This window comes from Sphingobacterium spiritivorum ATCC 33861 (assembly GCF_000143765.1).
Taxonomy (GTDB): domain Bacteria; phylum Bacteroidota; class Bacteroidia; order Sphingobacteriales; family Sphingobacteriaceae; genus Sphingobacterium; species Sphingobacterium spiritivorum.
In genome coordinates, this window is the sequence record NZ_GL379776.1 from 46770 (window position 1) to 72899 (window position 26130).

Here is a 26130-nt window from a genome sequence, read left to right on the forward strand (position 1 = left end):
ATATAAATTTTTAACATTAAAAATAACTTCTATTTTTATCTAAGATAAAAAATAAAAAACGGATGTAAAAAACAGCAAGAGTTACGGGTTTACGATTAGGCGCCACCCAAAAGCCATATAAATAAGCATGATATGTAAAGGTTTTCCTATGGTTGACTCGCATCCTATTGATATTGAAAAGATTTTTAGTATTTAGATTAACAATATGAAATATATAATCATTAGTGCTCTTTTCCTCATCTCAAAATTTAGTCTGGCTCAACACATGAATGAAATAAGTGCACTTGAATTTAAATTTTCAATTTCTATAACACAGAATAACACGATCTTCAATCCTCCGGAAAAAATCATCGACATTTTTTCATACAAAGATCTTATGCTTTGTAAACTTCCAATTATGGCGTTTATCAAAATGACACATTGAAACTGGATGGAAGTGTAGAATTGGAAAATATATTAGAAGCCGATCATGTAGTATCGCATTATTATGCTCTTGTTGATCGTAAGCAAAAGAGTGTTTTGAAATTCAAATCATTTATAGATTCCAATCCAATATCTATGAATTACGATTCATTATACATGAACCTATTCACTTTTAATGGTCAGATCATTCTGCCACAAAATAATGCACAGATAAAAAAATATACTTTAGGAAAATACTATATTAAAGAAGAAAGTGATGTTAAAGAGCATAAAAGTTATTGCCAAAAACTCTTTTTCTCAGACGATATACCTTCTACAAATTTTAGTTTTTCTGAAATATTAGAAAAAGAAGAAATGAAAAAACTTGTGAAAATTCATGTATTTGAGAAGGAAAACGACAGGGAGCAAACAGTTAAATGGGAAATAAAAAAGTTAAATGAAGAAGTTCCATCTGAAATTATTGAATTCATGAAATTACACATAAAATAACTTTATATACGCTGAACTTCATTTTCTAAAACCGAATATTATAACCCAGTGAAATACGTGCAAAGGGGTAAGTTTTGTCCAGATCCGGGTAATCTCTGAATTCGCCTTCCAGACGATAATAACCTGAATTGAGATTCAGCGACAAATCTTTGTAAAACCGGAATCCAAAATTGCCGGAGAAAGCGTGAAGGTAATAGGTGGATGCATTCCCGCTTTTCTCCCAGGTATACGAATATGCACCATTATATCCGACCCCTATTCGCAACCGACCAAAGAGGTTGAGTTCAGAATCAAACTTTACAGAGAAACCCGAACCGTAATTGTAATTACGACTTGCTCCGTACAACAGATGCGGATCCGGAATTGCAGATAACAGAACAAACCCCATACCCATAGCAGTCTTTAGCTTATTCTTACGTCCCAGATTAAAAGTTGACAGCACATTATAGTTCAGGCTCTGTCCTCCATAAAAGAACGCTTCATTGTAAATGAAATCATAGTTGGCTGTGATCGTGCCGTAATGTTTGCCGGGTAGTCTGATCAATAAGGGCTCTCCATAAAGCACACCATACGCATTGACGGAATTGACAAATGAACTGTCGTCACTTCCCAGTTCCAGATTGACATAGAACTCTTCAAAGGGCTTTTTATACTCGCTGTCACCTGCAGAATAGATAATACGCAACCTGCCGTATGCTGCATTTTTCCCTTTCTCCAGCAGGTTGGAAACTTTTGTATCAAACCGTCTTATTCCCATATCTACCTCTGCTGTTATCACAGAAGAGTCTGTCAGATTCCGCTTCTCATACTTTCCCCATTTACCATCCAGCAGACGGTTCAGGCCATTTATGGGATTGACCAAAAATGCAACTACCTCATTCGCCTGTTTTTGAAAGCCGTAAGCAGGTTTCGCAAGTATATTATTTGCAATCCGATGTGTCATTTCTCCTAACACGATACCACCATACGTGGTATTAACCAGATCATTGATAGACGGAGCCTGTGTCTCTCCACCTGTCTCCCAGATATAACTTCCTGCCAGTGTGGCAAGTGAAGAGGTCGTAAATGAATAACCATTACTCCGAAAGGAATTAAAATATAACTGCCCGTGATAAGGATGGGAAATCTGATTAGTCATAAATTCATTGTCATCCCATTTCCATGCGCTTAAACGCTGATGATCTATAAAATTTTTAAAAGTGATATGTGAATAAGGGTCTTTTCGCACAAAATAGTTGAATGAGGCCGGAAAAGCCTGGGTAAGTGTCCATTCTGTAGCTGCTCTCCAGAAATTCTTTTTGCTGGCATATAGGGTATCCATATAATCCGGCAACCGGAGACTATCCGGTTTAATCTTTCTCAGATAGGGATCAGCGATTGTAGTATCCTTTAATTGTGTAGAAAATGGAAAATCCTGCGCCAATGTTGGATTCTGAAAACCGATTAGTATCGTACTTAACAGGAAAACGAATAGCAGGGTTCTATTTATATATCGAATCGGCATACTCAAAAAATATAATTGCAAAAATAGAGTAATTCATTTAATTACAGATAAATTCAAGGTGAATACCCTTTAATTAGATCATCTATATATCGTAAAATGTTGGCGGGGACGCCAACATACGCAGGTTGAAGCAATCTTATTAACCTCGCAAGTGTTTTTACAATATGTTCAATGCACTATCAGACTCAGCGCCTTTTTCTCTCCTTTCCAAGGAGAGATGCCCGCAGGGCAGAGAGGTTAATTCCATTCCAATTATATGATTTACCCAATAAAGGCACAAGCGGACGCTTGCGCCAGAGGAAGACGTCAACATACGCAGGTTGATCCAAACTCATCAACTTTGAAAATGCTTTAAAATATGCGCAACTCACTATCAAATACATCTCCTTTTTCTCCCCTTTTCAAGGAGAGATGCCCACAGGGCAGAGAGGTTAATTCCATTCATTTATATTATTTATTCCCGATAAAGGCACAAACGGACACTCGCACCAGAATTATTGCTATCTCGTGGTTATACATTCAGCAAAAAAAAAAATCAGCTATAAAATAAAACGGGTTGGAAATTTTGATTTCCAACCCGTTTTATTTTATACTTTTAGCTTACTTCAGATTGTCTCTGTAAACTGTAGCTTTTTTCACTTCACGTTGAATGTCTTTTCTTGACGAATCAAATGACAACAACTTTTGGTAATCTGAGATTGCTTTATTGTAAGCATCTGTTGCAGCAGTTTTATTATAATTAGCCGCACCTGAAGTACCTACTAAAATACCTAAATCACGGTAAGCAATTGCTCTGTTCTGGTATAATTTAGCATCACTCGAATTAATAGCGATTGCTTTAGAAAAGTCATCAATTGCCGTTTTCAACAATTGCTCACGGCTTGCGCTCGAAAGTTTTGACTCTGTCTGTACAGCAAGGTTATTTGACGCTTTAGCTTTATAATAATAAGCTGTTCCATTCTTAGCATCCAAAGCCACTACTTTACCAAATGTATCTGATGCTTTTTTGAAATCACCATTATGGAATTGTGAGTAACCCAACATGTACAGTACGTTCGGATCACTGCCTTCTTTAGGAAGAGCTTTTTCCAAATGTGTTGCTGCACTTTTGAAATCACCATCCAACAGTGCTTTTTGACCCAACCTCACATTAGGATTACTGTGTTCTTGTTCTTTTTGCTGAGCAGAAGCGCTAAGAGCGAAGAAAGCTAATGCTAGAGTCGCCAAACCCATTTTGGCATTTTTCAAAGTGATGTTTAAGAAATTAAGTTTCATATCTAAATATTTCGTTTTTAATGTTGTTTCGATGTCGTTTGAACACCAATTCCCTAGAATAGAGTAAAGTTGATCCAAATAGTTTAATACCGCAATCAGAAGTTATTCACATTTCCACATTTCTATAATTATCTGCATGTATTTCACTATATAATAAACTGCTAAAAACTTCAATTCGTATATTTACAGTCTTAAAAATGTTTCTGACAAATCAGAACCGGGGACTGTCTTTTTTTCAGCCTTTTGATGTTAGTATAGCATAAATAATACCAGTTTTTATCTTGGCACTGTGCTTGCATATACCAAATAGTATTTTTTTTTAAATTTTAAAACAACAAAGTCTGACAGTCTGTCCGAGACATTAATAATAATATATGAGCAAATTTGAGCCCTTTGATTTCAATCAAGCCATCCCCATTATAAACGAAGACACTGAATTTTTCCCTTTACTATCCCAACAGGATGAAGATGAGATGAGCAATGCTGACATACCGGAAGTATTAGCGATCTTACCTCTTCGCAATACCGTCTTATTTCCCGGTGTTGTGATCCCTATCACTGTGGGTAGGGACAAATCCATCAAGTTGGTAAAGGATGCTTACAAAGGCGACAAAACAATAGGTGTCGTTTCCCAAAAGGATATGACTATTGAAGATCCGAATGTCGAACAACTCAACAAAATCGGAACGGTAGCCAATATCATCAAAGTACTGCAGATGCCTGATGGCAATACAACAGTCATTATTCAGGGCAAACAACGTTTCAAACTCACAGAAGTTATTCAGTCAGAGCCGTATCTGAAAGCAAAAGTAGAGCGATTCAAGGAAGAAAAACCAAAGGTTAACAAAGAATTCAAGGCGCTGATTTCTTCGATTAAAGAACTGGCGCTGCAAATTATTCAATTGTCTCCGAATCTGCCAAGTGAAGCAGGTATTGCTATAAAAAATATCGAAAGTCCGACTTTCCTTGTCAATTTCATTGCTTCCAACATGAGTCTGGAAGTAGAAAGTAAACAGGAATTACTGGAAATGAAAGACTTCGGGAAGCGTGCAAAGCAATTGCTGGAATATCTTACAACCGAAATCCAGTTGCTTGAATTAAAGAATCAGATTCAGAATAAAGTACGTATAGATCTGGACAAACAACAGCGTGATTATTTTCTTAATCAGCAGATCAAAACCATTCAGGAGGAATTGGGTGGCAGCACTCCGGATCTTGAACTGGAAGAACTGAAAAAACGCGCCAAGTCCAAGAAATGGAAAGATGATGTCGCCAAACATTTCAATAAAGAAATTGAAAAATTGGCCCGCATCAATCCTGCTGCAGCAGATTACTCCGTTCAGCTGAATTACCTGGAACTGCTGTTGGATCTGCCATGGGGAGAATTTACAAAAGACAATTTTGATCTTGCACGTGCACAGAAAGTACTGGACAAAGATCACTACGGCCTGGAAAAAGTAAAGCAGCGTATCGTTGAATATCTTGCCGTGCTGAAGCTTAAAAATGATATGAAAGCTCCGATTCTGTGTCTGGTAGGCCCTCCGGGAGTGGGCAAAACTTCCTTAGGTAAATCAATTGCGCGTGCTTTGGGTCGTAAATATACCCGTATGGCGCTGGGTGGTGTACGTGATGAGGCAGAGATAAGAGGACATCGTAAGACTTACATTGGCGCCATGCCGGGTCGCATTGTACAATCCCTTAAGAAAGCCGGAACCTCTAACCCGGTATTTGTACTGGATGAGATTGACAAAATAGGAGCTGACTTCAAAGGAGATCCTTCCTCTGCTTTACTGGAAGTACTTGATCCGGAACAAAACACGGCTTTCTACGATCATTATGTGGAAATGGAATACGACTTATCGAAGGTAATGTTTATTGCTACGGCAAACTCATTAAATGGTGTACAGCCGGCCTTACTGGACCGTATGGAAATCATCGAAGTCAACGGATATACAATAGAAGAAAAGATAGAAATAGCGAAAAAACACCTCCTTCCGAAACAGCGCGAAATGCACGGTCTGCAGACCAAAGATGTAGCGATGCGTCCAAAAGTGGTTGAAAAGATCATAGAGGATTATACACGTGAATCGGGTGTCCGCGGTCTGGAAAAGAAAATAGGTTCTGTAGTGCGCGGTATCGCTACCCGTATCGTAATGCAAAAGGAGTATGATCCGAATGTATCTGAAGCTGATATTGAGCAAATACTGGGAGCACCTATTTTCGACAAGGATATGTATGAAAACAACGATGTGGCAGGTGTAGTCACAGGTCTTGCATGGACTTCCGTAGGTGGGGATATTCTGTTTATAGAATCTAGCCTGAGTCCGGGAAAAGGTAAGCTAAGCCTGACCGGTAATCTGGGAGAAGTCATGAAAGAATCTGCCAGTATAGCGATGGCATATCTCAGATCTCATGCGGAAGAGTTTGGGATCAATTATAAGGTATTTGATCAGTGGGATGTAAATATACATGTGCCGGCAGGTGCTACTCCGAAAGACGGCCCTTCGGCTGGTGTGACAATGCTGACCGCACTGACCTCATTATTCACACAAAGACAGGTCAAAGCCAAACTGGCTATGACAGGTGAGATCACGCTAAGAGGCAAAGTACTTCCTGTAGGCGGTATCAAAGAGAAGATATTGGCAGCCAAGCGGGCAAACATCAAAGAAATCATTCTCTGTAAATCCAATCAGAAAGACATTATAGAGATTAAAGAGGACTATATCAAAGACCTGACATTTCATTATGTTACCGAGATGTCTGAAGTCATTAAATTAGCGTTACTGGACAAGAAAGTAAAAAATGCTAAAGTTCTGGATTTCAACAGTAAAGAAAGTTAACACAAAGGTATAAAATAATGGAACCCCTGAAGCGGGGAGCTTCAGGGGTTTCCAAACCAATTATTAACCTAAATTATGAAATTTTATATTTCGCTATTATAAACGTCTGAGAAATTTATTTATTGTGTCCTGTTAAAAATATTTTCAATTATTTATTTTGACCGGAATAATTGCAACAGCAAAGCCACAGTCAATAAGAAACTCATCAGAAATCCTAACCAGGAAAGCAGAGGCACATCCCACAGCAAATACCCTACTCTACCGTGTGCCAGAATACTTGATCCTATACCAAACGTCATAGCTAATATAGACAACATGAGTTTATTACCCATCCGGTGCAGAATTAGCTGAAAACTGTCAAAATCCCGGAGTCGGTGATTAAGAAGTATTTTATCATTCTTAACCTTATCAAGCAATGCTAAGGCATCTTCAGGAATATCGCTCCATAATCCCTTTAAAAACTTCGCTTTCTCTATCGTCTGTTCTCTGAGATACCCTGGAGATATCTTTTGCTTCGCTATTCTGTCCGCAAACGGTGAAATACTTTTTGGAATATTGAGATCTGCATCCAGTTGCCTGCCTATTCCTTCCAATAATACAATACCGCGTATCAGAATATAAATAAAGTCAGGCATCAGAATATGATTATGCTGCAAGGTATTATTTACCATACGCAACAATACTGAAATCTCAATGTTGGCTAATGAATTTTGATCCAGAATATCGAAGATCTCATAAGCGTCGCGCTCAAGCCTTCGCTCATCTTCAATATGTTGTACGACAGCTAATTTTTTGATGTTACGGATCAGATCTCTCGCATCTTTCATGAGAAAATTGATAACCATAGCTTCGATCAGCTTTCTGTCCATAGGAATCATCATCCCCATAGCCCCGAAATCTATAAAAACTATTTGACCTTTCTTATTGACAAATACATTTCCTGGATGCGGATCAGCATGGAAAAACCCATGTACCAGCACCTGTTCCAGATACAGGTCAAGTCCTTGCTGAACAATAGATTTCGGGGCTAAACCTAATGCTTTCAGTCCCTCAACATCGTTGATCTTGACCCCGTCAATAAACTCCATACAAAGCATTTCATCATCCGAATATGCCCGGTATACCTTTGGCACGTAAATCTGTATATTGTCTTTGAAATTCTTACGGAAACGTTCCATATTATTCAGCTCATTTACAAAAGACAATTCGCGCATAAGCGAATTTTCAAATGACAAAATAATCTGATAAAGGTTCATCTTATAAATGACCTCATACTTACTTTCCAGAAATTTTGTCAGGTCTTTGATAAAAGCCAGATCCGCAGTAATAACTTCCCTGATATTGCTTCTTTTTATTTTAAGGACAGCCTCTTTACCGGACTTGAGTCGAACTTTATACACCTGACCAATAGATGCTGCTGCAAGGGGCTTTTCGTCAATATATTCAAAATGATCTTCCGGTACAATATCAAAATGCTCACGAAGTTTCTGCCTGACATCCATTTCTTCAGGAGGAACATTATCCTGTAACTTAACCAGTTCATCACGCAGATCTTTTGGGATAATATCTTCTCTGTTGCTCAGCAACTGACCCAGTTTAATAAATGTAGGGCCAAGTTCTTCTATGGCCAGTCTGACACGTACATTAAAATCTTTTTCGAAAAGCTTTTCTGTATCACTGTTGAGATGTAACAGACTGTCCGGCACAAAAGTATCTATATTAGAGCGGGAGATCAGTTCGCCAAATCCATACTGTGACAATATTTTCGCTATACGTCCTACCCTTTTTATTTTCGATATTTCATATATCATATGTTGCCTCTACTTTTCTTGCTTTCCACTTATACTTCCATCCACTCCCAATACAGATACCACCTTATCCCCCAGTCGGGTAATATCGGATTTAAGTCCTACCATCACGGTCATGGCATTAATTGGCGTATTCTGAATCTTGGTAAAACTGTGTACATACCCCACTTCCAGACCTACGAAAAACCCTTTAAACTTATAATCGGCACCTAAACCAAGTTTTGAAGAAAAATTAAATTTCGATTTCTTTTCGATCTCCACGACCGATGTGGCATCATTGACAATAGCCCTCGGTTCAAGGAAAATACCGAAACCGGGACCAATATAACCGTAGGTATTGAGTCGTTTATGTTGTTTTCTCATACCACCTGAAAGACTCAGGTTGTAAAATGTAGCGTCTCCGTTATTGATACGATAGGGACTCGAATTATCCAGCAATTGTTGCTTATAACCGAATGAAAGCGTGTAAAGCACCGGCATTACATAGAATCGACTGTCTTTCAGAGAAATATCAAGCCCCATACTTCCTGAAAACTTAGGCGTAAGAACATCCTTGGTCTTTCCCATAGGAAATGCAAGCCCTGTACCTCCGAAATAATAAACTTTACGATAATGTAATGTGTCTACACCAGACTGCGCCCTGACGGCTCCCTGAACACAAAACAGAAGAAGGAGAAAAGCTAAACTTGTTTTCATTAACATATACTTGTTTTCAAAAAAACACTTAACCTCTCCAAAGGTTTGTGAACCGAAGCAATATTTGCTACAAAAAGTTTTTTGCCTGAGGTCCCTGGTTGAAGAGCAAATCAATAATACTCAGATTGGGCATAAAGCCGTTGTTATTTTCAAAAACCTGGTAATACGGAATGGCCGGTTCCTGTAACAAAGGTTTCTTAGGATGCATCAGAGAACGAAGATCAATTGCATTTTCATCTTCTTTGACATAGATCTCCGTATCTGTTACTGTTCTGTTTAGTTTCAGTAACTTCAGCATCAACAAAAGTTGTTCTTTATTCAATTCATACAGAAATTCATATTCCTGTTTATAGAAATGCGCAAAATCATCCTCATAATACTCGAAATAAGCTGAACTTCTGTAGGCAGTCTGCAGGCTCAGCCAGTGTAATCTTTGCCAGTTGTGATCATAATTAATCCGGATATCCCCCATAGCAACATGATCTTTACGTTTATGCATGATCGGGACCGTCAAATCCAGTTTACCGTTTGAAGTCATGATACTCGTTCTGTTTCTGTACGTCTGCTTTGGATAATGTTCTTTTTTCTCCAGAAGCAAAGGCAAGTCATGTTGTTTGATTACATGAAAATAGGAAACAGGAGGCAGATAGCATGCCGGCAATAAGATATGATTTGACATAATGAAATTAGCTCTTTATTATAAGGCAAAAGTAACTTAAATTAAGGATATTTGTAACAAAATAGCATTTCAAGAGATATAGCATGAAAATCAAATTGTTGTCAGGTATACTTTTCTGTCTTTCTATCTTACCCTTTTGGGTGCTTTATGCGCTATCCGATCTTTTCTATTATCTGCTTTTTTACGGGATCAAATACCGCAAAAAGGTAGTACTGGAAAATCTGAAGAATTCATTTCCCGAAAAAACAGAAAAAGAAAGGATAATGATCGCCAAAAGATTTTACCGTTTCTTTCCTGATCTGGTAGTTGAAGCTGTCAAAATGGCAACAATTTCCAAAAAGGAAGTGCTAAAGAGGATGGAACTAATAGATGCTGACGAAGTGTACAGACATTTCAATGCAGGTAAGGCAGTTATCGGTGTTACAGCTCATTATGCAAATTGGGAATTAGGTATTCACCGGTTAAGTCTGATGACTCCAAATCCTGTTCTGATCATATACAAACCGCTTAATAATATTTCATTTAATACATTATACAACAATATCAGAAGCCGTTTTGGGGCACAGATGATTCCTATGAAGCAAATTTTGAGAGCTATCATACGGTTAAAAAAACAACCTCATATCAGCATGTTTGTCGCAGACCAGACTCCGGTTTATCAGGATTCAGATTATTTTCTGGAATTTCTAAATCAGGAAACGCTGGTGTATACAGGTACAGAACGGATCGCCCGTATGACACATGATCCTGTTGTATATTGTCATATCGGACGTAAAGAAAAAAGAGGTTATTATTACTGTAAATTTACTACATTAGTGGAAGATGTATCGCTGTATGCTGAGCATGAAATCACCCATTTGCACAACAAGTTTACAGAGGACATTATCAAAGAAAAACCTGAATACTGGCTGTGGTCACACAGACGTTGGAAACGTAAACGTAGAAAATGAAAAATTATCCCAGAGTAGCGGTTGTTATCCTGAACTGGAACGGAGTATTTTTTCTTGAAAAATTCCTGCCTTCAGTATACAATAGCGCTTATCCTAATATTGAATTTGTAATTGGAGATAATAACTCTACGGACAATTCTATAGAGTTTGTTCAGAATTATTATCCGCATATTACGATTATACAAAACGATACAAATTATGGTTTTGCCGGAGGTTACAACAAAGTCCTCCAAAAGGTTGAAGCCGATTATTATGTATTGCTCAATTCAGATGTTGAAGTGACTGAAAACTGGATTGCTCCTGTCATTGATATGCTGGAAGCAGATCCGGACATGGTTGCGGCTCAACCCAAGATATTAGCCTATCACGATAAGCAGAAATTTGAACATGCCGGTGGTGCCGGTGGTTTTATTGATGCCTTTGGCTATCCTTTCTGCAGAGGTCGCATTATGGATCATCTGGAAGAAGATCACGGGCAATATAATGACGTGAAAGAGGTCTTCTGGGCCTCAGGAGCCGCTTTCTTTATTAAATCTGAAGCATGGAGAGAAGCTGAGGGTTTTGATACGGATTTCTTTGCCCATATGGAAGAGATCGATCTCTGCTGGAGACTAAAAAAAATGGACTATAAAATCGGTTATTGTCCTCAGTCAGTTGTGTACCATGTAGGCGGCGGAACGCTCAATACCAGCAATCCAAAAAAGACGTATCTGAATTTCAGAAACAATCTGCTGATGTTACAGAAAAATCTTCCTTTCTGGACAGCAGTATGGGTTATTTTCGCACGTTTGTGGTTGGATCTGGCGGCAATCTTCAAGTTTCTGACTGAAAAAAAATTCAAAGATGCCTGGGCGATAAGTCGTGCACATCAATATTTTTTCCTGAATATTTTCAAAACAGCAGAAAAACGTAAGGAACAGATTCGTTTTGAAAACAAAAAAGGAAAATACAAAGGCTGTGTTATATGGGAATATTTCATGAATAAACGTCGGAAATTCTCGGATCTTCCTGTTGAAAATTTCAAATAACCTGCTTTACGTTGATGATTAAAAAAACGCACAAATAAGCACAGTCTGCCATTTGTGCATTTTAACATTAAAAATGCACTTTACTTGCTTTGGAGGGGATATTTTTCGTAATTTCGCTGACTATGTCGGCAGTTGAAATTCAAGAAAAAATAGCACAACTCACTCAGGAACTTAATCATTATAACTATCAGTATTATGTCCTGGCCCAGAGTCTTATTTCTGATTATGATTTTGATCAGAAGCTCAAAGAGTTAGAAGCTCTTGAATCGCAATATCCGCAGTTTGCAGACCCAAACTCCCCTACCCGTCGTGTAGGAGGAGACATTACATCCAGATTTAATACCGTCAAACACCGTTGGCCAATGCTTTCTCTGGGCAATACTTACAGCCAGGACGAGTTGCGGGACTTCGATCAACGGATACGCAAAATTATCGGTGACGATTTTGAGTATGTATGTGAATTAAAATTTGACGGTCTTTCCATTAGTCTGACCTACAAAGACGGTAAACTCGTACAAGGGGTAACCAGAGGAGACGGAACTCAGGGCGATGAAGTGACTGCCAATGTGAGAACAATCCGCAGCATTCCGCTCACGCTCAAAACCAAGGATTATCCGGAAGAATTTGAGATCCGTGGCGAAATATTCATGCATAAATCTGCCTTCCTGAGACTGAATAAAGAACGGGAAGAAAACGGTGATCAGATCTATGCCAATCCCCGTAATTTTGCTGCAGGTACAATCAAACTACAGGATTCCGCTGAAGTAGCCAGAAGACCTTTGGATTGTTTTCTGTATTTCCTGTATATGGACAACCGAAGAAAACATTTCAGCACACACTGGGAAAGTCTTGAAGCGGTCCGCAAATGGGGATTTCATGTCTGTGACCACACCAGATTGTGCAGTAATATAGATGATGTATTTTCTTTTATCAATTACTGGGATACAGAAAGGCATAATCTGAGTTATGAAATTGATGGTATAGTTATTAAGGTTAATGATTATGCGCAACAGGAAGAATTAGGCTTTACAGCCAAAAATCCGCGTTGGGCTACATCTTATAAATTTAAAGCAGAACGGGTAGAGACTATTTTAAAGTCTATCAGCTATCAGGTAGGCCGTACAGGAGCAGTCACACCTGTTGCCAATCTGCAACCTGTGTCACTGGCAGGAACTACCGTAAAGCGTGCTTCTCTTCACAATGCAAATGAAATAGCGCGTCTGGACCTGCACGAACAGGATACAGTTTACGTAGAAAAAGGTGGCGAAATCATCCCTAAAGTCATTGCCGCCAATCTGGAAAAACGCAAACCGGATGCAATACCGTTTCATTATCCTACACACTGTCCGGAATGCCAGACCTTACTCGTTCGTGAAGAAGGAGAAGCTGTACATTACTGTCCAAATGAAGACGGATGTCCTCCACAGATTATCGGTAAGATGCAGCATTTTATCGGACGTAAAATGATGGATATCGAAGGGATGGGAAATGAGACCATTGAGACTTTTTTCAAAAAAGGATTAATCCGTAACGTCGTCGATATCTATAGTCTTAAAGAGCATGAAGAAGATTTGCAAAAACTGGAACGGTTCGGGCAAAAATCTATTGACAATATGCTCAGGGGCATCGAGAAATCCAAAGAAAAGCCATTTGAAAAAGTACTTTTTGCATTGGGTATACGTCATGTAGGAGAGACTATTGCAAAAAAACTGGCTTTATATTTTAAGAATATCGATGCATTGGCGCAAGCTTCTGTAGAAGAAATCGCCTCCGTACAGGATATCGGCGGTCGTATTGCCGAAAGTGTGCATCAGTATCTGAATACACCGATACATCAGCAGCAGATACAAAAATTAAAAGATTACGGACTGCAGTTTGAAATTGAAGAGAAAGAAGTAGTACTTGCCGGAAACGGTCTGGAAGGAAAGACTTTTCTGATCTCCGGTGTATTTGCTGATTTTTCAAGAGAAGAATTAACAGCACTTATCGAGAGTCACGGAGGTAAGATGGTAAGCAGTATTTCTGCCAAACTCAATTATCTGGTTGCAGGAGACAAAATGGGACCATCCAAACTCGCAAAAGCAGAAAAATTACAGGTTCCTATTATCAACGAACAGGAACTGCTGGTTTTGATAAACAACTAAACAAGAAATATTATAATTAACAATATCCATTAATCAAAAACAACACAATGAACGAGCTTCACGGAGCAGGAGTCGCATTAGTCACTCCGTTTAATGCAGAAGGATCTATTGATTTTGAAGCCCTGGCACAACTGATCGAGCTTCAGATCAATGAAGGTATGAACTATTTGGTTTCTTTAGGAACTACAGGCGAAGTCGCTACACTTTCTAAAGAAGAACGAAAGCGTATCTGGGATTTTACTGCCAAACAGGTGAACGGCCGCGTTCCATTGGTTGCCGGAATTGGTGGAAATCATACTGCAGAAATTGTCACTCAGGTACAGGAATTTGATCACAGTGCTTACTGTGCGATTCTTTCTGTTTCTCCATATTACAACAAACCTACGCAAGAGGGTATCTACCAGCATTACAAGGCAATAGCTACCGCTTCAAAACTCCCGGTTATCTTATATAATGTTCCGGGACGAACAGGCAGCAATATGACAGCTGAGACAACTATTCGCCTGGCAAAGGATTTTGACAATATCGTAGCGATCAAAGAGGCGTCAGCGAATTTTGCGCAATTCAGTGCCATTATGAGGGATAAACCTGAAGGATTTCTCCTGATTTCGGGAGATGATCCGGCTACACTGCCCATGATGGCATTGGGAGCTGTAGGTATCATTTCCGTAGTCGGAAATGCGTATCCTGCAAAAGTAGCTACCTTATCCAGACTTTGCGCGGAGGGGAATTATGCTGATGCACGACAAATTCATAATGAATTGCTGGAAATTACGGACCTATGCTTTATAGAAGGCAATCCGGCGGGTGTCAAATACATATTACAGCAGAAAGGTATCGGCAGGGATCATGTACGATTACCGCTTGTACCCGTAAGTGTCAGGACTCAACAGGCGATCGAACAGGAAATGAAAACATTAGGATAATCAGAAAGAGGTGATAACAATTCACCTCTTTTTATTTTATACCCATGTGTTAATTATCAATTATTCTCTTTACTTTTAGTTGTCATTCAGCAGTTAATAATAACTAAGGATATGGAAGAAAATACAGCACCAAGAAAAAAAAGCGGATTTAAAAAGTTTTTAATTATTCTCCTTCTCATTTTAATTGCTGTAGGAGCCGGATCTGTTTACTACAAGTATTACTTTGTCTTTGGAGAAGGTGTCAAATCCGGAAAATTGAATTTTGCAGTCAAAAAGGGAAATATCTTCAAAACTTATGAAGGCAAACTGATACAGGAGGGAATCGGACAAGGCAAAACGGGAGGACTGGCAAGCTATGAGTTTGAATTTTCAATCGAAGATGATTCTGTATTTCATGTACTGGAAATGAATAGCGGTAAATATTTCGACCTTCATTATAAGGAATTTCATGGTGTAATTCCCTGGAGAGGAAACACCGTATATATTGTGGACAAAGTTATCAATATGAGATAGAGAAGATTGTCCGGAAGTCTGTAAACTACGATGGTTCCACATAAGGAATCGGATCTTTAAGCCGGAAAGAAACCTTAACATCCTGATCATTTCTTCGGATGACCATGTTAATTTTTTTTCCTTCATCTTCACTCAGAGAATGTTGTATCTGATCCAGAGACATCATTCCCGTCATTCTTCTGTTAATACTGATGAGCATATCTCCTTTCTTCAGGCCTGCATGTTCTGCAGGAGAACCTTTTCTGACACTGACAACAGAATAAGAAGGCTTCAGCACAAATTTATACTGTAAAGCTCCGGTAGATGCTTCATACACAGGCTTGGTACTGGTCAACTGATCATTTGTCACTTCCGACGGAATATTTACCTTTACCCAGTCCTGCACCCATATCATGCCATCATGCTTGACATCTAAACCACTCATATCTACCAGAAAAGGTTTGTTGTAAAATTTATTCTTGCGGATATAAATAGCCTGACTTGTATAATCAAATATAATATTAAAGCGCATCAGCAACTCATTTCCCACCGAACCTACCCTATCTTTTACGAGTTTGGCAGAACGAACAGCAATACTGTCCGGGAATGAGGATGTAGGAGTCCTGAAGTTAAATTTCCCCATCTGAAACTGATGGATACGACTCATCCTGCCATGTATATCTCCACTAAATCCCCGCCCAATAAATTCTTCTATATTCGGCTCATTCAGTCGGAAACCCGGTACCCGTGAAGGAAATACCATAATAGCATCACTGTTACCCATATCGACCAGCATTTTGGCCTTTATTCCCTCCTGCTGTAACGATAACCAGGTATCGATATAAGGTCTGCTGTTTTCCAGCTCTATATCCAGACGTTCATATTTTCTGACTTTTCGTTCAATCTGCTCACTGTCCCTGTAAACCGTAAGCTTATGCTTGACAAAATCTACTTCTACAGGATGATCTTTAAAAAAATGACTTCCCAGAATACCGTTTATAGGCACGCCGACATAAGCCGAAAAATTAAAATCACTATTCAATATAACATACACTGTGTGTGCCGTATCGATGAGTTCTCCGCCCACCTCTACTGTATTACCTGTGGCCTGAATAGCTTCTATCCCTTCATTTTCACCCAATCCGTTAAACTTAAGCTTTTTAGTATTCTTAAAACTCAACGTATTGTCTTCCAGACTAAACAAGATTGTTTCCTTAACACCGGTATCTACCAGAAATATCAGATCAACCCCATTAATCTTAATAGGAACAAGAGCCAGATTTCTTACGAATTGAAAAGGGATGACGGCTTTATCTTCATCCTTAATAAATTCAAAATGCCCTTGAGCATGTATTGGAAATACATTGCATAAAAATAATATGATGATAAGGTATCTCATATTAGGAATACATATTGGTCATTGTTTCACAATGGTAATGTGATACAAATTACGAGAAAAATATTATTAGTAAAAGTTTTGCAATGAGATATTCCAAAACATATTATTTTTTTCGGAAACAGCAGCGCCTGTTTCCGGCTGCAGCATAAAAAAACATCTGCTGCAATTGCCGCTAAACATCTACAGCCGGTGTTTTCACCGGCTGTAGATGTATCTGAATAGTCGATATGGCTATAAAATACCCTGTAATTTTATATATTGGAGCAACATAATTGTTTTACCATCTTTGATTTCGCCATTTGTTATCATATTCATAGCATCCTCAATAGGATATTCCAGCACTTCTATATTCTCTTCCTCCTGTTCCAGTCCTCCCCCATCTGTGACTTTCATATCTTTATCATATGCAGCAATAAAAAAATATAAAATCTCAGTTACCGAGCCCGGAGACATGTATGCTTCAAATACTTTGCGGACATCTTTAATTTGATAACCCGTCTCTTCTTCCGTTTCCCGTCTTATACAATCTTCCGGGTTATCCTGATCCAATAACCCTGCACAGGTTTCTATAAGCATGCCGCTGCTGTTGCCATTGACATAGGTAGGTAGTCTGAATTGCCGGGTCAGAATTACTGTTTTTTGCTGCTCATTATAGAGTAAGATAGTAGCTCCGTTGCCGCGGTCGTATGCTTCCCTGCTTTGTATCTGTTTTGTCCCGTCTTTCTTGACGTATTCATAGGTGATTTTACGCAGTAAATACCAGTTGTCTGAAAGGATCTGTGTATCCACAATCTTTACTTTATCAATCATAAAACCTATGCTTAGTTATTATTAGTATCTCATTTTTATTTTATCTCCTTCAGCAGTGAGTTGAATTCTTCAATATCGTGATAACCAAAAACCTCTACATCAGGATGATGATTTATAAATTCACGTATTTTATGCAGTGTATTCAACCTCCATTCATTATTATCCGCTCTGGCCTTCGCCATATCATTGACAGGATGCCCCTTATCTGTCAGCTCTATTTTCATATAGTAGGCATCGCCTATATAAAAGAACCATTTATCATCCTGTCGGAATGCCACTCCACAATGTCCCCGTGTATGCCCGAATAGAGGAATAAGGTATATATCAATCCCCGGATTAATATTAACTTTTCTGGCTTCCAGTCCAAACCATTTATCCGTAGTTTCTGCATATGTTTGTATCACAGGATGATGATCCAGCATATGCGTCAGATAACGTGGATTTCCACTATTAAAATTATCATATTCTTCTTTTCCAATATGTACTGTAGCATCAGGAAAATCAGCAAGTCCTCCTATATGATCCGGATCCAGATGGGAAATAATGCAATGTTTGACAGGTTTATTCTCCAATCCTAATGCACTAATTTGCCTTACTGCAGTCCAGTCTTCATTAAAGCGGAATCCTGCCATTTCTATCAACTGCTCTCCTATTCTTTCATTGGGATGCCTCGTATCCAAAAGGCCAACACCAGTGTCTATAAGAAATAGTTCATGATCCGATTCGATCAATACACAATGTCCTATCACATTGTCATTCACTGCTGTTACGATCTTCAGGCAGTTAATATGGTGTATTTTTATCATGAGGATAGCGAGACTACTTAGTTTCAAATAATGGAATAATATGCTGCCAATCCAGTTTTGCGGCAAAATCAAGGGCCGTATATCCCTGGTTTGTTTTAGCATCTTTATCCATTCCTGCCGCTAAAAGCACTTCCACAGAAGTCTTATTTCCGGCAATGGTTTCCCTGTGCAACAGTGTATATCCTTCTTCGTCTGCATGGGTAAGTTCATCCGGATTATCTTTTATAAATTCGATGAGTTTTTCTCGCATATTCTTACTCATCGGATGCTCTTCCAGGTTTTCAGGATATTCCTTTTGCTGACTAACAATTAATGTTTCGTTGTAATCGCCAAATTCCAGTCCCCAGGCTTTGTCATGTTCTTTTCGCTCCTGGGCAGACATATCGGAACGCATAGCCTGTATTGTGAATCCACCATATGCCCTGGGTAAAGGATTTCCTGAAAAAAGCCTGGAAAGACCTTTTGGTTTGCTTTCCGGGATAGCAAATAACCAGTCACTGATCTGTTCTAAAGGAATTTCCACGAAATCGCCATTTGCAATATTTGTCAATGCATTCGGACTATTGACCAAGACTCCTCTTATATTAATTCCGTCAAAATCGACTTCATTGATCCACATATGCTCCACCAGTGGATCTTCCTGATCTGCCTGCCGCTGTGAAAAAGCGACCTTTACACAAGCCACAGTCAACGCAGGGATAATTCTTCTGTTTTCCCAGGACCATTCCCGCCAAAAGTATTTAAATGTCTGCTGTGCATTTTTAAAAGCATCCATCATCTTCGGACTATCTCCCGGCGCAAAAAATATTTCGTTACTTGCCATTATTACTGTTTTTGTCTGTTATTTATATTACTTCGGATCCCTAACTACAGAGCAGATGTAATTTACACATGATATACATCAACGTTGTAAAGGATACGAATATTCTTCGGTTACTTAAAATATACGGGACGATCTCAGGTGTTGAAATGCTTTACCCAGGCTGGTAATAAGATCGGATGCAATGAGACTTTCTTCTCCCCATTCCTTTCGTGCAGCATCACCTGCTGCTCCATGGAGAAATACAGCCAGTATAGCCGCATCCTCTGCCGCATATCCCTGTGCCAGTAGAGAAGTGATAATTCCGGTCAATACATCCCCACTGCCCCCGGTTGCCATACCTGCATTACCGGTGGAATTAAAATACAGCCCGCCATTCGGCAATACGGTCATCGTGTTAGCCCCCTTGACAATGATAATGACCTGATGCAGGGAAGTAAAATTTTGAACCTTTTCTATCTTTTCCATATCATCCGTCCATTCTCCGATCAGTCTTTTCAATTCTTTTGGATGCGGAGTAAGAATCGTATTTGGAGGAAGATTTGCCATCAAATCCTGTCGTGTAGCCAACAGGTTCAATGCATCTGCATCAAGTACAAGTCGGGTATCTGAAGTGAGAGATCGCATCAGTTTTACAAAAGCAGTCCCTGTAGGTCCCTCCTGTCCCATTCCTATACCTACCCCTATAGCAGTATAAGGCTTGATAGCAGGATAATTGGCGATATGATTATTATTTGAATCGGTCAGCACCATTATTTCCGGAACGGAAGCCTGAAAAGGCGTATATCCGCAACCGGGTATATACACAGTAACAAGACCACAACCGGATCTGGCAGCAGCAGTAGCACTCAGCCTGACCGCTCCTATCTTACCGTAGCTTCCACCAATCAATAAAGCATGTCCGAAACTGCCCTTATGTGCAAATCGATTGCGGGCTTTCAACTTTGCAGATGCCCATTGTTCAGTTACATAATAATGATCCACATGTTGTTGCCGGATCGCTTGCGGATCCAGCCCGATGTCGATCACTTCATATTTATCTACCCATTCCTGATGCTGAGGAAGTAGCATAGCCAGCTTAGGACTATGAAATGTATATATCTTGGTTGCCTTTACTACAATTGCATCAGCGGCATTGATTACATCTGCCTGCAAGCCCGAAGGAAGATCTGCCGACAGGATATAATTAGGATGATTATTAATACTTTCAATCAACGCACGGTAGCTCTCATCAAGGGGTCTGGACAAGCCGGCACCAAAAAGACAATCCAGAATAATGGCATCTTTACTAATTTCAGGAGGTTGCCCTGCTTCGAAGGATTTAATAAAATCGGGATGAACTTTTTTCTGATTCTGAAGGTTATCATCGCTGTAACGGGAGGCCTTCAGAAGATACACCTGCACTGCAGCTCCTTTGTCCTGCAGCATGCGGGCAACGGCAAGTCCGTCTCCTCCGTTATTTCCGGAGCCACACAGCACTGCAAAAGAATAACCGGAAACATCTTTAAGGTCCCGTTCTATTGCCTGCGTAAGCGCAAAAGAAGCTCTTTCCATCAGTTCCAATGAAGAAATATGCTGCGCAGCAATTGTCAACTGGTCGACTTCCTTTAACTGGATCGCATTCAGTATTTTCATTTTAACAACCTTTGAATACATCAGCCGGTTTATGCTGATCTATCGTTATTTAATTTGTCAAATAGCTGGTTTTGACAGTGATATTTGCTGTTTTACTTCTGGAAGTTGTATTGAAAGCGCCTCCGTAAGAGTACTCTTCGTTATCATTTTGTCCGGTGATCTGAAAGATCCCAAGGTCTGCTTTTACTAAATCACCCAAACTTGAACCGGCTTCTTTAGCAATATTACCGGCACGCAGATGTGCATTACTGGAAGCCTGAGAAATTAACTCCAGTTTAAGATCTTCCAGCTTGGAGTAGTAGTAACTCGGTGTATTGGAACTAAGCTCCAGACCCTGAGAGATCAATGTTGAAATCTCTCGGGAAGCAGCATCTACCTTATCCAGATCCCGGGATTCAATGCTTACATTCTGCGAAAGACTGTATCCTGAAAAAGTGCTGTAACTATTTCCGTTACCGTCATTGGTGTAGTTGAAATCTTTAGTAATACTGACGGCATTAAACCGGATCTCATTTGATTTGATTCCTTGTTTAATAAGAAAGTCCCGTACAAGATCCCTGTCTCTTTTAAGTTGTTCGGAGGCTTCACTAAGCTCCATAGACTTCCGACTGTACACTGCCGTCCATTTTACCAGATCAGACTCAAAGTCTTTCTTTGCATTTCCTGTGACATTAATCGTATTGGAACTTTTAAATTTATAACGATAGGCTCCTCCGAGTACGGCTCCAAAAATAATAAAGGAAAGACCTGCGATAACCGCAATAACTACAGCATTAGACTTCATAACGTATCAAATAATTATAATTTAACTACATTGTTGCAAATAAACTACCCTAAATATAGCATTTATTAACTATTATTGGCATTTATTACAAAATTTTAACACTACCTGAAAATGAAAGTCAGATTTTGTCTTTTCACAGCACTAGCTCTTACTTCCAGTGCGTTTGCGCAGAAAAAACCAGTCGACCATACGGTCTATGACAACTGGAAAAGTATCAGCTCTGCAAATATCAGCCCTTCCGGATCGTATATATTCTACAGTATAACACCGCAGGAAGGCAATAGTTTATCTGTTCTCAAGAATAATGAGAATAAGGAAATCCTTACACTTTCCAGAGGTTATAACAGTCAGCTCACTAAAGATGAAGGCTATTTTGTATCACTGATCAAGCCAACTTTTGAGGAAACACGCCAGGCCAAGATCAAAAAGAAGAAAGCGGAGGAAATGCCCAAAGATTCACTTTTTGTATATGCTGTAAAAACCGGAAATCAATATAAATTTCCAAATGTAAAATCTTATCAGGTTCCGAAGGAAATAGCAACACATCTGGCATTTGTCTCTGATATAAAATCAAAACCTGCACAAGACACTACTCAAAAGAAAAAAGAAAAGGAAAAAACAATTACCACATTGCATTTATTTAATCTGCAAACGGGCGATACCACCAATTTTGCACAGGTGGATCAGTATAAAATAAATGAGGCGGGAACAAAATTGATTTTTTCAACTAAAGTAGAGGATAAGGATTCCCTTTCAAAAGTTCCGGGTGTATATCTTTACGATCTTCCGGCTAAGAAATTAACTAAGATTACAAACAGAAAAGGAGCTTTCAAAAATTTTGAGTTTGATAAATCCGGCAATCAGATCGCCTATCTTGGAGATCTTTCGAAAGCAAAATCGCTGTTAAAGGATTTTAATCTGTTCTATTTCAAATCCGGTCAGGATTCGGCGACTGTAATCGCTGCCAAAAACAGCACGAATATACCTCAGAACTGGTATATAAGTGGAGACGGAAATATTCAGTTTAGCGACAACGGTGAAAAATTATTTTTCGGCCTTGCTCCTGTTCCCCGTACACGCGATACGACTCTGGTAGACTTTGAACATGCTAAAGTTGATATCTGGAGCTGGCAGGATGATTATCTGCAAACGCAGCAATTGGTTAACCTGAAAAGAGATCTGGCTAAAAACTATCTGGCCGTCATCTATCCTGCACAGGGCAACCGTATTTTACCACTGATCGATGATACGTTTTCCAGAACTTATCTGAGTGACAGCAAAAATGCAGAATGGATTCTGGCTACTTCTGATTATGGCAGAAGAATAGCCTACCAATGGAATACGTCAATAAAACAGGATTTGTACGTTATATCTACCTTAAACGGTCAAAAGAAAAAAGTAATTGAAAACTTTTCCGGTCATGCCGATATTTCCCCTGACGGTACACATATTGTCTATTTCAATCTGGACAACAGCAACTGGTACAGTTTTAATATTGCCAGCGGGCAGACCATACATCTAAATAAAGATCTTCCTGTCAACTTTTCTGATGAAGACAATGATATGCCTGCACAGGCTGGCTCTTACGGAATCGCAGGATGGTCTGCAGATGGAAAATCAGTATTTATAAATGATAAGTATGACATCTGGAATTTTGCATTAGATGGAAAAGACAAATCTATCGCAACAAACGGACTTGGCCGCGCATCTAATACGGTATTACGTTATCTGGACCTTTCCCGTGAGGAAGATCGTAAATCTACACTGATAGCGAATAACACCAGTTATTTGGTAACAGCTTTCAATGAAGTAAATAAAGAAAGTGGGATTTATGAGGTTTCCAGTAAGAAAAACAGAAATCCTGAAAAAATCATCATGGCGCCTTACACCTTCAGAAGATACAGTGCTTCGGAAAACAAAAAGGCGATCATCTACACAAAAGAGAATTACCAACACAGCCCGGATCTGTATCTGACATCGGATTTTGTAAAAGAAACACCGCTGACCGATATCAATCCTCAACAGGAACAATACAACTGGGGAACTGCAGAACTGGTACACTGGAAAACACCAAACGGATATGCTGCTGAAGGTATACTGTATAAACCGGAAGATTTTGATCCGAACAAAAAGTATCCGATCATCGCTTATTTCTACGAAAAGCTATCCGATGGTCTTTACACTTATCAGGCTCCAGCGCCTACTCCGTCCCGCCTGAATATTTCTTATTTTGTAAGTAACGGTTATCTGGTATTTGCTCCTGACATTCGTTATGAAATCGGCAGCCCCGGCAAATCAGCCGAAGAATATATCAATTCCGGTATGCGATATCTGGCTCAAAATTCATGGGTAGATTCTACCAAAATGGGGATACAGGGACAAAGCTGGGGCGGATATCAGGTGGCTCACCTGATTACCCGAACAAATATGTATGCTGCAGCATGGACCGGAGCACCGGTAGTCAATATGACATCGGCCTACGGTGGCATACGCTGGCAGACCGGTATGTCCCGTCAGTTTCAGTATGAAAAAACTCAAAGCCGCTTAGGAAAGACGCTTTGGGAAGGATTGGATACTTATCTGGAAAACTCTCCTTTATTCCAGTTGGATAAAGTAAATACTCCTGTAGTAATCATGGCAAATGACAATGACGGCGCTGTGCCATGGTATCAGGGAATTGAAATGTTTACCGCATTAAGAAGATTACAAAAACCAGTATGGATGCTCAATTATAATGGTGAAGAGCACAATCTTATCCAACGTCAGAACCGTAAAGATATACAGATACGTGAAGCACAGTTTTTTGATCACTTTCTGAAAGGAAAACCTGCTCCAAACTGGATATCCAAAGGTGTCCCTGCAATAAATAAAGGAATTGACTGGGGGTTTGACACAAATTAATAATGCAGTCAAGTCAATCTACAAAAGATGATTTATTAAAAAGCCCGGGATTCTTAAAGAATCCCGGGCTTTTTATATACTATTTTAATTTCTGTCCTGAATCTTTCCTTGTGTAAGCGGGCGGGATTCAGCTATACCATTCCCCACGAAGGCTGACGCTTATTAATTGAATGTATACTTTATTCTTCTATCTTGCTTTCAGTAAAAACTCAGTATAAAAATCAGGAATACTGCTTTCTGCAATAGCCTTTGCCACTTCTGCGATCGGATAGTCCACTTTTATGATTTCGGCTTCCAAAGCCTCTTCAGTAAGTGTAATAACGGCATAAGTAGCTTTACGATCGTTCTCTTTTGAACGCCCTACCGAACCACAGTTTAAAGCTGTACTAATCTTACCTGAAGGAAGAGTTACCTTACGCTGATACGATAAATGCGTATGTCCCATTGCCAGCAGGTCCGCATCAGACTGTGACAGCATGTCTATGAGATCTGTCTCCTCATGATCTTCATATACATATTCATCATTGCTCCTCGTACTGGCATGCACCAGCTGAATATTCCACTGTTTAGATCCGACTTTATACACCATTTTGAGTTGATAAGGAAGTTGAGCGAGAAATTCTTTATGAGCCGAAGTAATTGTTGCCTTAGAGTGATTGATCGCTAAATACCTTACAGCAGTCTCTTCTTCACTGTGATGAGGCAAAGGTCTTATATCCTGATCAAAAGCAATTCGTTCATCATGATTTCCCAGAAGACAGGGAATACCCAGAGTTTTAATCTGATCGATTACTTCATTTCCCCAGGGAGCGAAATCAATCAGATCGCCAAGACAGTAAATCTGATTAATAACTCTCAGTCTTATATCTTCCAATACACATTGTAATGCAGGAAGATTTCCATGTATATCACTGATGATGGCTAATCTGATCATTAGGCAAGTCCGTCATTTATGGCATCCCACAATGCAATTCTTTTTTGCAGCGCTGTTTTAGCTGTATTTTTGATATCCTGCCATTTGTTTTCATCTTCTCCGGCCAGCTCTGCAATCATCTGCATAGCCAGAGGTCCATGCTCATCACCGTCCAGAGATATATGCCTGTCAAAGTAATAAATCAGTTTGCTGAGATCAACTGCAGGTGAATTGTTCTGAATATTGCTAAGCATGGACGTAAACATGCCCGGGATCAGATCTTCTCTGCCAAATGTAAATGCCGATGCAATTTCATGTGCTCCGCCTTTTGCTATTGTATCGAAAGTAAAATTCAGAAAATCCTTTATACGTATATCCAGCTTAACTGCATCAATTGCTGTATGTATATTTTCCCCGTTCCTGAGGCTGTTAATAAAATCCAGCATAGCCTGCGGATCTGCACCTATAGTAAGCATAGCGTCAAGATACATTTCAAAATGGCTTAGACGGGAACCATCTATATATTCATCTGACTCTTCAGCGAGTACGATCTCATTGATCAGATATCTGGTATTGGGATATGCGGAAGCAAACCAGGGAACCTGTGTACAGGTCAATTTTACCTGAAGCGCTTTCAATAAGGACATAAAATCCCATACAGCATATACGTGCACTTCTGTAAAATGCTTTAATGATTCCAGATCATTTAGCTTTTCATATAAGGGGTGCTTTAGTAAAACATCTCTTTCTGTCTGAATGTAATCTTGTACTTCCTGTATTCTATCCATCCTTTTATAATATTAAAAAA

Annotated in this window: 21 protein-coding genes; 8 read left to right on the plus strand and 13 right to left on the minus strand. The window is 39.4% G+C overall.

Translation table 11 applies throughout. The annotated features are described in order from the left end of the window. Positions 1-420 precede the first annotated feature (420 nt). Positions 421-912 carry a hypothetical protein gene (locus tag HMPREF0766_RS19265; RefSeq protein WP_003001148.1) on the plus strand — a complete coding sequence of 164 codons (492 nt, stop codon included), beginning with the start codon at positions 421-423 and terminating at the stop codon, positions 910-912. 25 nt (positions 913-937) lie between these two features. Here the strand turns inward: HMPREF0766_RS19265 and HMPREF0766_RS19270 are convergent, their stop codons facing one another. Both HMPREF0766_RS19270 and HMPREF0766_RS19275 read right to left on the minus strand, forming a co-directional pair. Continuing rightward, positions 938-2416, minus strand: a complete 1479-nt coding sequence (locus HMPREF0766_RS19270; RefSeq protein ID WP_003001151.1) for a DUF3943 domain-containing protein — start codon at positions 2414-2416, stop codon at positions 938-940. A gap of 600 nt (positions 2417-3016) precedes the next feature. Beyond that, positions 3017-3691 (minus strand): tetratricopeptide repeat protein, encoded by a 675-nt coding sequence (locus HMPREF0766_RS19275; RefSeq protein WP_003001153.1) that lies wholly within the window; start codon positions 3689-3691, stop codon positions 3017-3019. A 374-nt stretch (positions 3692-4065) separates the two neighbouring features. On the opposite strand from HMPREF0766_RS19275, the gene lon reads away from it, so the two are divergent. Then, positions 4066-6531 (plus strand): endopeptidase La, encoded by a 2466-nt coding sequence (gene lon, locus HMPREF0766_RS19280; protein ID WP_003001156.1) that lies wholly within the window; start codon positions 4066-4068, stop codon positions 6529-6531. Positions 6532-6683: 152 nt separating this feature from the next. On the opposite strand, the gene HMPREF0766_RS19285 is transcribed toward lon, so the two are convergent. The 3 genes from HMPREF0766_RS19285 to HMPREF0766_RS19295 all read right to left on the minus strand — a co-directional run bounded on the left by HMPREF0766_RS19285 (position 6684) and on the right by HMPREF0766_RS19295 (position 9714). Then, positions 6684-8342: an ABC1 kinase family protein gene (locus tag HMPREF0766_RS19285; RefSeq protein ID WP_003001159.1), complete on the minus strand. Its 1659-nt coding sequence runs from the start codon at positions 8340-8342 to the stop codon at positions 6684-6686. 9 nt (positions 8343-8351) lie between these two features. Further along, a complete protein-coding gene (locus HMPREF0766_RS19290; RefSeq protein WP_236590463.1) occupies positions 8352-9035 on the minus strand; it encodes a hypothetical protein in 684 nt (227 codons plus the stop codon). A gap of 67 nt (positions 9036-9102) precedes the next feature. Then, on the minus strand, positions 9103-9714 hold the full coding sequence (locus HMPREF0766_RS19295; protein WP_003001164.1) for a WbqC family protein: 612 nt from the start codon (positions 9712-9714) through the stop codon (positions 9103-9105). Positions 9715-9797: 83 nt separating this feature from the next. Here HMPREF0766_RS19295 and HMPREF0766_RS19300 point away from each other — a divergent pair, with 83 nt between their 5' ends. The 5 genes from HMPREF0766_RS19300 to HMPREF0766_RS19320 all read left to right on the plus strand — a co-directional run bounded on the left by HMPREF0766_RS19300 (position 9798) and on the right by HMPREF0766_RS19320 (position 15275). Beyond that, positions 9798-10664: a lysophospholipid acyltransferase family protein gene (locus HMPREF0766_RS19300; protein WP_003001167.1), complete on the plus strand. Its 867-nt coding sequence runs from the start codon at positions 9798-9800 to the stop codon at positions 10662-10664. Then, the gene (locus HMPREF0766_RS19305) at positions 10661-11692 is read left to right on the plus strand and encodes a glycosyltransferase family 2 protein (protein ID WP_003001170.1); all 1032 of its coding nucleotides are present in this window, start codon (positions 10661-10663) and stop codon (positions 11690-11692) included. The genes HMPREF0766_RS19300 and HMPREF0766_RS19305 overlap by 4 nt, the downstream gene beginning before the upstream one ends. Before the next feature lie 122 nt (positions 11693-11814). Then, positions 11815-13836, plus strand: a complete 2022-nt coding sequence (gene ligA / locus HMPREF0766_RS19310) for an NAD-dependent DNA ligase LigA (protein WP_003001173.1) — start codon at positions 11815-11817, stop codon at positions 13834-13836. A 47-nt stretch (positions 13837-13883) separates the two neighbouring features. After that, on the plus strand, positions 13884-14762 hold the full coding sequence (gene dapA / locus HMPREF0766_RS19315; protein ID WP_003001176.1) for a 4-hydroxy-tetrahydrodipicolinate synthase: 879 nt from the start codon (positions 13884-13886) through the stop codon (positions 14760-14762). Positions 14763-14873: 111 nt separating this feature from the next. Further along, entirely contained in the window at positions 14874-15275 is a 402-nt protein-coding gene (locus tag HMPREF0766_RS19320) for a hypothetical protein (protein WP_003001180.1), read from the plus strand. 25 nt (positions 15276-15300) lie between these two features. On the opposite strand, the gene HMPREF0766_RS19325 is transcribed toward HMPREF0766_RS19320, so the two are convergent. From HMPREF0766_RS19325 to HMPREF0766_RS19350, 6 genes are all read right to left on the minus strand, one after another. Further along, positions 15301-16653 carry a PDZ domain-containing protein gene (locus tag HMPREF0766_RS19325; protein ID WP_003001183.1) on the minus strand — a complete coding sequence of 451 codons (1353 nt, stop codon included), beginning with the start codon at positions 16651-16653 and terminating at the stop codon, positions 15301-15303. A 231-nt stretch (positions 16654-16884) separates the two neighbouring features. Continuing rightward, positions 16885-17463: a GDP-mannose pyrophosphatase NudK gene (gene nudK, locus HMPREF0766_RS19330; RefSeq protein WP_003001186.1), complete on the minus strand. Its 579-nt coding sequence runs from the start codon at positions 17461-17463 to the stop codon at positions 16885-16887. Between the two features lie 35 nt (positions 17464-17498). Continuing rightward, complete coding sequence (locus HMPREF0766_RS19335; RefSeq protein ID WP_003001189.1) at positions 17499-18269, minus strand: MBL fold metallo-hydrolase; 771 nt, start codon at positions 18267-18269, stop codon at positions 17499-17501. 13 nt (positions 18270-18282) lie between these two features. Continuing rightward, positions 18283-19092: a DUF2314 domain-containing protein gene (locus HMPREF0766_RS19340; RefSeq protein WP_003001191.1), complete on the minus strand. Its 810-nt coding sequence runs from the start codon at positions 19090-19092 to the stop codon at positions 18283-18285. Positions 19093-19206: 114 nt separating this feature from the next. Continuing rightward, positions 19207-20724, minus strand: a complete 1518-nt coding sequence (locus tag HMPREF0766_RS19345) for a bifunctional ADP-dependent NAD(P)H-hydrate dehydratase/NAD(P)H-hydrate epimerase (RefSeq protein ID WP_037460937.1) — start codon at positions 20722-20724, stop codon at positions 19207-19209. A gap of 49 nt (positions 20725-20773) precedes the next feature. Continuing rightward, complete coding sequence (locus HMPREF0766_RS19350; protein WP_003001196.1) at positions 20774-21508, minus strand: SIMPL domain-containing protein; 735 nt, start codon at positions 21506-21508, stop codon at positions 20774-20776. A 111-nt stretch (positions 21509-21619) separates the two neighbouring features. Between HMPREF0766_RS19350 and HMPREF0766_RS19355 the strand changes: the two genes are divergently transcribed. Continuing rightward, a complete protein-coding gene (locus tag HMPREF0766_RS19355; RefSeq protein ID WP_003001200.1) occupies positions 21620-24409 on the plus strand; it encodes a S9 family peptidase in 2790 nt (929 codons plus the stop codon). Positions 24410-24596: 187 nt separating this feature from the next. Here the strand turns inward: HMPREF0766_RS19355 and HMPREF0766_RS19360 are convergent, their stop codons facing one another. Continuing rightward, complete coding sequence (locus tag HMPREF0766_RS19360; protein WP_003001202.1) at positions 24597-25343, minus strand: metallophosphoesterase family protein; 747 nt, start codon at positions 25341-25343, stop codon at positions 24597-24599. Next, entirely contained in the window at positions 25343-26110 is a 768-nt protein-coding gene (locus HMPREF0766_RS19365) for a DUF3050 domain-containing protein (protein ID WP_003001205.1), read from the minus strand. Before HMPREF0766_RS19365 ends, HMPREF0766_RS19360 begins: the two co-directional genes overlap by 1 nt. Positions 26111-26130: the final 20 nt, after the last annotated feature.

What these genes read in the sequence shown, in the direction of transcription:
- HMPREF0766_RS19270 (WP_003001151.1), bottom strand. Translation starts at nt 2,416, where the DNA reads ATGCCGATTCGATATATAAATAGAACCCTGCTATTCGTTTTCCTGTTA.
- HMPREF0766_RS19275 (WP_003001153.1), bottom strand. Translation starts at nt 3,691, where the DNA reads ATGAAACTTAATTTCTTAAACATCACTTTGAAAAATGCCAAAATGGGT.
- lon (WP_003001156.1), top strand. Translation starts at nt 4,066, where the DNA reads ATGAGCAAATTTGAGCCCTTTGATTTCAATCAAGCCATCCCCATTATA.
- HMPREF0766_RS19285 (WP_003001159.1), bottom strand. Translation starts at nt 8,342, where the DNA reads ATGATATATGAAATATCGAAAATAAAAAGGGTAGGACGTATAGCGAAA.
- HMPREF0766_RS19290 (WP_236590463.1), bottom strand. Translation starts at nt 9,035, where the DNA reads ATGAAAACAAGTTTAGCTTTTCTCCTTCTTCTGTTTTGTGTTCAGGGA.
- HMPREF0766_RS19295 (WP_003001164.1), bottom strand. Translation starts at nt 9,714, where the DNA reads ATGTCAAATCATATCTTATTGCCGGCATGCTATCTGCCTCCTGTTTCC.
- HMPREF0766_RS19300 (WP_003001167.1), top strand. Translation starts at nt 9,798, where the DNA reads ATGAAAATCAAATTGTTGTCAGGTATACTTTTCTGTCTTTCTATCTTA.
- HMPREF0766_RS19305 (WP_003001170.1), top strand. Translation starts at nt 10,661, where the DNA reads ATGAAAAATTATCCCAGAGTAGCGGTTGTTATCCTGAACTGGAACGGA.
- ligA (WP_003001173.1), top strand. Translation starts at nt 11,815, where the DNA reads ATGTCGGCAGTTGAAATTCAAGAAAAAATAGCACAACTCACTCAGGAA.
- dapA (WP_003001176.1), top strand. Translation starts at nt 13,884, where the DNA reads ATGAACGAGCTTCACGGAGCAGGAGTCGCATTAGTCACTCCGTTTAAT.
- HMPREF0766_RS19320 (WP_003001180.1), top strand. Translation starts at nt 14,874, where the DNA reads ATGGAAGAAAATACAGCACCAAGAAAAAAAAGCGGATTTAAAAAGTTT.
- HMPREF0766_RS19325 (WP_003001183.1), bottom strand. Translation starts at nt 16,653, where the DNA reads ATGAGATACCTTATCATCATATTATTTTTATGCAATGTATTTCCAATA.
- nudK (WP_003001186.1), bottom strand. Translation starts at nt 17,463, where the DNA reads ATGATTGATAAAGTAAAGATTGTGGATACACAGATCCTTTCAGACAAC.
- HMPREF0766_RS19335 (WP_003001189.1), bottom strand. Translation starts at nt 18,269, where the DNA reads ATGATAAAAATACACCATATTAACTGCCTGAAGATCGTAACAGCAGTG.
- HMPREF0766_RS19340 (WP_003001191.1), bottom strand. Translation starts at nt 19,092, where the DNA reads ATGGCAAGTAACGAAATATTTTTTGCGCCGGGAGATAGTCCGAAGATG.
- HMPREF0766_RS19345 (WP_037460937.1), bottom strand. Translation starts at nt 20,724, where the DNA reads ATGAAAATACTGAATGCGATCCAGTTAAAGGAAGTCGACCAGTTGACA.
- HMPREF0766_RS19350 (WP_003001196.1), bottom strand. Translation starts at nt 21,508, where the DNA reads ATGAAGTCTAATGCTGTAGTTATTGCGGTTATCGCAGGTCTTTCCTTT.
- HMPREF0766_RS19355 (WP_003001200.1), top strand. Translation starts at nt 21,620, where the DNA reads ATGAAAGTCAGATTTTGTCTTTTCACAGCACTAGCTCTTACTTCCAGT.
- HMPREF0766_RS19360 (WP_003001202.1), bottom strand. Translation starts at nt 25,343, where the DNA reads ATGATCAGATTAGCCATCATCAGTGATATACATGGAAATCTTCCTGCA.
- HMPREF0766_RS19365 (WP_003001205.1), bottom strand. Translation starts at nt 26,110, where the DNA reads ATGGATAGAATACAGGAAGTACAAGATTACATTCAGACAGAAAGAGAT.